A 7346-nucleotide genomic window follows, 5' to 3' on the forward strand; every position below is an offset into this window, starting at 1 on the left:
GAATAGATAAAGTCATCGCTTGCGGTTGCGAACTAGCAGATAGAGAAAATAAGGGGCACCGACAGCGGCGGTAATCGCACCACAGGGCAACTCGATGGGCGCAAAGAGTACCCGTGCCAACCAATCAGCCAGCACAATAATTAGTCCACCCATCAGTGCTGCTGTTGGCATTAAGCCTTCGTGGTTGGGTCCAACCAACTGACGCCCCAAGTGCGGTGCCATCAATCCCACAAAGCCAATCGTACCCGCCACAGCCACAGCCGCACCCGCCATTGCCGCACTCATTAGCAATAGCAAACCCCGCTGCCATTCCACTCGCGCCCCCAGTCCTCTGGCAAGATCATCTCCCAGGGAGAGGGTATTCAGTGGCATCGAAAGCGCCAACGACAGGGGGACAAACACCGCCAGCCAGGGGAATAATGCCCCGACATGCTGCCAACCCCGTCCGTAGACACTTCCCGCCAGCCAAACCAATGCCTGACTGACACTATTAATTTCCCCAAATGTGACCATTAAATTCGTCAAAGCCGCTAGGATAGCGGCTATTCCGACACCGACGAGAATTAACCGGATGGGAGAACTGCCCTTATCCCAAGCCAGAAGGTAGATAAAGATGGCAACAACCAACGCCCCAGCAAAGGCAGACAAAGGTAGGGCAAACAGCGGCACATCTGGAAATAAAACGATTAAACTGACAGCAGCTAAACTCGCACCCGCATTCACTCCAATGATGCCGGGATCGGCTAAGGGATTGCGTGTCAGTCCTTGCAGAATCGTCCCAGAGATGGCTAATCCCACTCCCACCCCAAAGGCGACCAACGTTCTGGGCAACCGCAGCACATTTACAATAAAGGCATAGTCGGGGTTAGCCGTCGGCAACCCCACAATCGTTTTTAAAACAGCCAATGGTGGGATGGGATATTCCCCCTGTCCCACATTGATAACGATCGCCGCGAGAGTAACCAAAACCAATACGAGTAGTACGGTTGGCACGCGCCGTTCTATACGGAACGATATAGGCAATAGTCGGGGACGAATAACTAGCCAACGTTTTCTCATCGTCTCACCTTGAACCGCGCTAGATAGATGAAGAACGGAGCGCCCACTAGAGCAGTCATGACACCCACGGGCAGTTCTTGAGGACTAATCAACACCCTGGCAGTGATATCGGCGACCAAGAGTAAGATGGCACCAAAAATGGCAGAATAAGGCAGAATCCAGCGATAATCAACGCCCACTAAAAAGCGGACGATGTGGGGAACAACCAGACCAATAAATCCAATCGGACCAGCCGCCGCGACAGCGCTCCCTGCCAGCAAAACCACACTCACGGCGGCGGTTAGTTTCACCCATGCGGTTTGTTGACCCAAGCTTTTAGCCACATCGTCACCAAGGGTTAGGGTGGTCATTTGTTTCCCTAAGGCAAACGCGATCGCTAATCCAATGCCGATGTAAGGCAGCACTTGTAAGAACAACGTGAAATCCCGACCCGCCACCGATCCAGCTAACCAGAAGCGGATTTCATCGAGGGTTTGTTGACTAAGGATGAGGATGGCAGTTGTGAGTGAGGACAGTAAGCTCGTCAATGCCGCACCCGCAATCGTCAGGTTGAGTGGAGTCAGTCCCCCTCGACCCAGAGATCCGAGCAAATAGACGGTGATTGCCGTAACACCTGCCCCCCCAAAGGCACACCAGGCATAGACACTCAGGGAAGACGAGCCGAAGAGGAAAACAGCGATGACGACTGCCATTGCCGCACCCGAATTAATGCCCAGGATTCCGGGGGACGCTAAAGGGTTGCGAGTTAATCCCTGCATCAGGGCACCTGCCACCCCAAGGGCAGCACCCACTAGCATGGCAATCAGCGATCGCGGCATCCTGACTGTGCGGATAATCAGGTGGTCGGTAGAGCCATCAAAGTTGGTTAAAGCGGCATATACAGTGCTAAAAGAAATATCTGCGGCACCATAGGTAATGCTTGCCACCAAGCTGACTAGCAGAATCAACAGACTCAGTGACAAACCAACGGGGAGTAAGAGGCGCGATCGCCCCCTACTTTTCCCTCTTACCGTAGCACTCTCGCTTGCCAATCGCTTCTTTACCTCAATCAATGATTCCAATTGCAAATGGAAAGGTTTTAGAGGATGTCTGAAAAGTTGTCTTTGACACTACTACCTAGTGGAAATCCCCCTAAATCCCCCTTTTAAAGGGGGACTTTCTCTGGTCATTTCCCCCCTTTCTCTCCCCCCCTTTCTCTCCCCCCCTTTCAAAGGGGGGCTAGGGGGGATGGGGGCTAGGGGGGATCGGATACTTCAAGAAACATCTTCTTAGAACTCTCCATTCCCCATTCCCTTAAAAAGAAAACTAATTTTGAATCTCCCCATTTTCCCACATTCCCTCCACACGGGTTCCGTCAGCAAAAATATAGACACCTTCCCCCTGCCTTTGTCCATTGCGGAATTCTCCTTCAAAGCTATCCCCACTGGCATAGTTACAGACAGCTTTGCCGTTTAACTGACCCTCACTGAACTGTCCTTCGCAGCGATCGCCATTAGCAAACGTATAAATTCCAGTGCCGTTGAACTTACCGTTACTAAACTGTCCTTCGTAACGATTACCATTGGCGTCGGTGAAAACACCTTCGCCGTTAAATTGACTGTTACTGAATTGACCTTCGTAGCGGTTTCCATTAGCGAAAACGTAAACCCCTTGACCCTCGGGTTTGCCGTTACTAAATTCCCCTTCGTAGCGATTGCCATTGGGATATTCCCTAACCCCTTTGCCATTGAACTGACCATTGCTAACAGTTCCTTCGTAGCGCCCCCCCTCAGAGAAGGTGTAGACTCCTTGACCATTCGCCTTACCATCACTCAGTTCACCTTCATAGCGATCGCCATTTGCATAGTCGCACACCCCCATCCCATTAAGACTACTGTCTTGAATTTCTCCTTCACAGCGATCGCCATTAGCTAAAATAAAGGCTCCCGTACCGCTGGGATTGCCATCCGTAAACTGTCCCTCATAGCGACCGCCATCGGCGCTAATGTAGGTTCCTGTACCGTTAGGCTGACCATCCTTAAACTCCCCTTCGTAGCGATCGCCATTTTCGTACACCCGGACACCTTTGCCATTGGGTTGGTCGTTGCTAAACTCACCTTCATAACGACCGCCATCAGCAAAGGTATAGATGCCTTGACCTTTCTTGTTGCCATCTACAAAGTTTCCTTCATAGCGATCGCCATTCGCGTATTCACAGACGACTTCACCGTTTAGGTTACCGTTGCTCATTGCCCCTTCGCAGCGACCCCCATCGGGTAAGGTCACGACACCTGCTACTGCGATCGCGGGATTGATAATATGGCTGGCAATATCTAAGCTTGATGCAATTAGTAACGTTATTCCGAAGCGCCCGATTTTACGAAGCATTAGACAAAGACCTCCTTTATTAAGATAGATTGGGCTGATTGTTGAGTTAGTTTTAGGGATTGCATCTGACATCGGGTTACGTTTTTACTCTGTAGGTTCGGGAGGGGGTAATTCTTCCACCTGTTCTTGGCGTTCCCGTTCAAGTTTTTCCTGACGTTCTTGTTCTAGCTGTTCTTGACGCTCTTGTTCTAGCTGTTCTTGTTCCTGACGTTCGCGTTCGAGTTGTTCTTGACGCTCTTGTTCTAGCTGTTCTTGTTCTTGACGCTCTTGTTCTAGCTGTTCTTGACGCTCTTGTTCTTGACGCTCCCGTTCTAGCTGCGCTTGGCGTTCCCGTTCTCGACGCTCTTGTTCTAGCTGCGCTTGACGTTCCCGTTCTTGACGCTCTTGTTCTAGCTGCGCCTGACGTTCCCGTTCTAGCTTTTCGGCGCGTTGACGGGCTTCCCGTTGAAAGTCAGTTCCCGGCTGAGCAAAACTAATTCCCATTCGTACTCGACGGCGGTTGCCTCGTGCTGGACAACTCACACTTGTTACAGTTTCAAGGGCAGCTTGATTAATAGCAGGATAAGAACTGGGTTCTACAAGCTTCGACTCGATTACCTTGCCCTTTTCATCGACGATTAATTCGACAACGGGTCTCGCTTCGATACCTTGATTGGCTAGTGATGATGGAAATTCCGGCTTCCTTGTAGCCGTGCAACCTTCTGCTGAGGAAACGGGGAGTGACTCAGAGTTGCCTGCGGGTCGTGGGGGGGCTGAGGAATTCGTTGCCACTTCTCCTGGTACTCCAGGATTAGCTATTGAGTCGCCATCACTTGATGAAGCTCGTTCGCCAGAACTGCCACCGCCCAAGCTTTCTCTGAATGGTTGGGAACCCGAAGAAGAACCTGAAAGCGGTTGGGAACTACTGCTTGGTCGTGTGGGGGCTGAGGGATTCCTTGCCACTGCTCCTGGTGAGCCAGGGTTAGCAATATCACTTAAAGAATCTGTCGATGGGGAAAAACTATCGCCCAAGCGCTCTCTGATGTTTTCGGTAATCTTTGACGCATCAGAAAGTATTCCAGAAACTCCTCTGGGTCGTGGGGGAGCTGAGGGATTTTTTGCCACTGCACCTGGGGGTGTGGGGTTGGCTTCAGAGGCGTCATCATTGGGTGGCGCTGTTGATTCTGTCGTCGTTGGTTCGCTTAAGCGTTCTCTAAGTTTTTCTACGTCTGAGTCAGTCTGAAGCGGTTGGGAATTTCTGTCTGGGCGTGGCGGTGCTGAATTATTAATAGCTACGGGTTCAGGTGGTGATAGAGCCGGGTCTGAGGGTTCACGAATCGGTTCTGAGGGAGGTGTAACAACGGTTCTGCGTTCCCTTGTCGGTTCCGTGGGTGGCTCTACTGAGGTGGGTGCAGGTGGCGTTACGGCTCTTTGAGGTGTTGCTGGTATAGCGGGTACGGGTTGCTTAACGGGTTTTTGAGGCAAAGCTTCCGCCCGTTGCTGCGGTTTAATTGGCTCTGGTATCTGCGTTTTTGTCGGTTGCGGTGGAGTTGGGGTTTCAACTGCCTTTGGTGTTGGCTTTGGCTTTGGAGTCTCTTTTAGAGGTTGTTCTTCTGCCTTAGGTACTTCGGGTTCCTCCACAAGTATGATTTCAATGGGGTTTTCGGCAAGTTCTGGTCTTGTTTCCCAAGCCAAGCTTATGCCAAGGGCTAGCACTATATGCAGCACCGCACTCCCAGCAAAGCTGTAAATGAGAAACTTTTTGAGAGCCTCTTGTTCCTTTTTGTGCTGCTCTATACAGAAGATCGATATGCTCATACGCTACGCACCTTTCCTGATTACTCAAGCGCCTATCGTCTCAACCACTCCAGATTATTGCATATAAGTTGCATTAACGGTGAAACAATAAATGAACTTGGCAAGTATAATATGGCAAGCCTAGTCACGAAGATCCAGAAAAAATTTTTGAAACTTATTTTCAATAAATTTGCTTACTTATAACAATTCACTCCCCCTGTCAAGTGGAAAGATTTCCGGTAATCTTAGAAGTTTGCTTTCCCCAAGAGTCGCCCAAAGCCCTATTTTCCGTGCTTTTGTCTGGGAAAGCGATCGCTGAATGTCCTGGCTGACTCTCCCGCAACGAAAAATATTTCGCTCAACTACTTGACAAGGAAACCGATTTAGCAATACATCTATTGAAAATAATTATCAGCTTGTACTCCAACGGTACGCCGGAAAGCTGGCTGAGCTTGTTGAATCACAATTGCAAGAGAGGCTATGCCCATTATTCCATTTTTCAAGGCAGGCGGAATCGTCGCTTGGCCCCTACTCCTATTTTCCCTGGCGGCAGTCGCCCTGATTGTAGAGCGATTGTTTTTTTGGTTTCGAGTCACTCGTCGGCAACGCCGAGTTGTGAAAGACTTTCTGAAGCTTTACCGAGAAAAGCCAGACGCGGCTATCAACTATCTACAGCAGAATGCTGATTTGCCGATTGCCAAGATTTTTCTGGAAGCGTTAGAACTCGATAACCCGAACCCGGAGGAATTCCGTCTGGCTTTAGAGAGTGCAGCTCAGGCAGAATTGCCAACGTTGAAGCGATTTAATACCGTGTTTGATACGATTGTTGGGATTTCTCCTCTCCTCGGTCTTTTGGGAACGATTTTGGGCTTGATCACAGCGTTTTCTTCCCTGAATATTGGTGATGTTGGGGGAACCCGCACGACGGGCGTCACGGGTGGAATTTCCGAAGCTTTGGTTTCAACCGTCATGGGGTTGGTTGTGGCAATTTTCACCCTCTTTTTCGCCAATATGTTCCGAGGATTGTATCAGCGACAACTGGCGTTGATTCAGGAATATGGCGGTCAGTTAGAACTGCTTTATCGTCGTCAATATGAGCAAAGGAGAGATGTTTATGCGGCTTCCCGATGAGTCAGAGAAGCCAGGGGAAATCAACATCGTGCCGATGATCGATGTGATTTTCTCGATTTTGGCATTTTTCATTATTTCGACGCTATACTTGACCCGTTCAGAAGGGTTGTCAGTGAATTTACCGAATGCCACAACTGCCCAAAATCAGCCGAGTACTGAAATTACGGTTACGATTCAGCCTGATGGAAAAATTGCACTGAATCGCCAGTCGATTGAATTAGAGGCGCTTGAAGAAGCCGTTCGCGCTTTAGTTGTGCCGAATAGTGAATCCCTTGTCATTGTCAATGCTGATGAAAAAGTCGATCATGGTCGGGTGGTGAGCGTGATGGATCAGTTGCGTAAAATTGAGGGAACCAAATTAGCGATCGCAGCTCAGAGACAGTAGAGGCGATCGCACAGTTTGGGGTGTCCGAAATATCCGAGCAGCACCTCCGGCGTAGGGAAAACAAAACAAACGTAAGTTTGCTTGGGGATTGAGTTTGGGATAGTTAATCCCAGGGTCAACGGTTGATGTAGGCGTCCTGAAGGCTAAATAGGGCTTGCTGAATAAGTATGTTGGGCGCATGTCATTGAATCGTTTTAGATTAGAGGTAATGATTCAAGAGGTCTAATTGTGGTCTTTGCTCAAACCAGTTCCCCAGATGTAGGAACAATTCGCCTCACGCTAGACGAGTATCGGGCGATGGAAGAAACCCACCCGGAACGCCATGAATACCGCAACGGAGAGATTATTACAATGTCGGGAGGTTCTGAAGCCCATAGTGCGATCGCTAGCAACTTATTAATTTACTTGGGGTTTTTGCTAAGAGATACCGATTTTCGTTTGTATAACAGCGACTTGCGAGTTTGGATTCCTGAATATCAGTGTGGGACTTATAAGCTGCTACGCAGCTAAACCGGATAAACAGCATTGCCTTTGTTTTTGATTTTTCTATTCCATTTAATTATAAGCTCTCCTTCATTTAATAATTTATGTAGCAATTTTTCTAGTTCTTCTACTGATTCAAATAGTC

Annotated in this window: 7 protein-coding genes and 2 pseudogenes; 3 read left to right on the forward strand and 6 right to left on the reverse strand. The window is 49.3% G+C overall.

Annotated features, from left to right (window positions below):
• Positions 1 to 12 precede the first annotated feature (12 nt).
• From RLO19_RS26855 to RLO19_RS26870, 4 genes are all read right to left on the reverse strand, one after another.
• Complete coding sequence (locus RLO19_RS26855) at positions 13 to 1059, reverse strand: FecCD family ABC transporter permease (protein WP_446360441.1); 1047 nt, start codon at positions 1057 to 1059, stop codon at positions 13 to 15.
• Entirely contained in the window at positions 1056 to 2090 is a 1035-nt protein-coding gene (locus RLO19_RS26860) for a FecCD family ABC transporter permease (RefSeq protein WP_446360442.1), read from the reverse strand. The genes RLO19_RS26855 and RLO19_RS26860 overlap by 4 nt, the downstream gene beginning before the upstream one ends.
• 274 nt (positions 2091 to 2364) lie before the next feature.
• A complete protein-coding gene (locus RLO19_RS26865) occupies positions 2365 to 3426 on the reverse strand; it encodes an MORN repeat-containing protein (protein WP_446360443.1) in 1062 nt (353 codons plus the stop codon).
• 84 nt (positions 3427 to 3510) lie between these two features.
• Complete coding sequence (locus tag RLO19_RS26870; RefSeq protein WP_446360444.1) at positions 3511 to 5223, reverse strand: TonB family protein; 1713 nt, start codon at positions 5221 to 5223, stop codon at positions 3511 to 3513.
• 459 nt (positions 5224 to 5682) lie between these two features.
• Between RLO19_RS26870 and RLO19_RS26875 the strand changes: the two genes are divergently transcribed.
• Positions 5683 to 6333, forward strand: coding sequence for a MotA/TolQ/ExbB proton channel family protein (locus RLO19_RS26875; protein ID WP_446360445.1), 651 nt, complete (start codon positions 5683 to 5685; stop codon positions 6331 to 6333).
• Entirely contained in the window at positions 6317 to 6718 is a 402-nt protein-coding gene (locus RLO19_RS26880) for an ExbD/TolR family protein (protein ID WP_446360446.1), read from the forward strand. Before RLO19_RS26875 ends, RLO19_RS26880 begins: the two co-directional genes overlap by 17 nt.
• On the opposite strand, the gene RLO19_RS26885 is transcribed toward RLO19_RS26880, so the two are convergent.
• Positions 6692 to 6898 (reverse strand): hypothetical protein, encoded by a 207-nt coding sequence (locus tag RLO19_RS26885; RefSeq protein WP_446360448.1) that lies wholly within the window; start codon positions 6896 to 6898, stop codon positions 6692 to 6694. The genes RLO19_RS26880 and RLO19_RS26885 overlap by 27 nt on opposite strands.
• Positions 6899 to 6946: 48 nt before the next feature.
• Between RLO19_RS26885 and RLO19_RS26890 the strand changes: the two are divergent.
• Positions 6947 to 7210 (forward strand): annotated as a pseudogene (locus RLO19_RS26890) (Uma2 family endonuclease); the annotation flags it as partial.
• A gap of 14 nt (positions 7211 to 7224) precedes the next feature.
• On the opposite strand, the pseudogene RLO19_RS26895 reads toward RLO19_RS26890, so the two are convergent.
• Positions 7225 to 7346: pseudogene (locus RLO19_RS26895) on the reverse strand (IS630 family transposase); the annotation flags it as partial.

Origin of the sequence: Coleofasciculus sp. G2-EDA-02, assembly GCF_040226375.1 — a bacterium.
GTDB lineage: Bacteria > Cyanobacteriota > Cyanobacteriia > Cyanobacteriales > Coleofasciculaceae > Coleofasciculus.

Coding starts and splice junctions, on each gene's coding strand:
- RLO19_RS26855 (WP_446360441.1), bottom strand. CDS start 1,059: ATGAGAAAACGTTGGCTAGTTATTCGTCCCCGACTATTGCCTATATCG.
- RLO19_RS26865 (WP_446360443.1), bottom strand. CDS start 3,426: ATGCTTCGTAAAATCGGGCGCTTCGGAATAACGTTACTAATTGCATCA.
- RLO19_RS26870 (WP_446360444.1), bottom strand. CDS start 5,223: ATGAGCATATCGATCTTCTGTATAGAGCAGCACAAAAAGGAACAAGAG.
- RLO19_RS26875 (WP_446360445.1), top strand. CDS start 5,683: ATGCCCATTATTCCATTTTTCAAGGCAGGCGGAATCGTCGCTTGGCCC.
- RLO19_RS26880 (WP_446360446.1), top strand. CDS start 6,317: ATGCGGCTTCCCGATGAGTCAGAGAAGCCAGGGGAAATCAACATCGTG.
- RLO19_RS26885 (WP_446360448.1), bottom strand. CDS start 6,898: ATGCGCCCAACATACTTATTCAGCAAGCCCTATTTAGCCTTCAGGACG.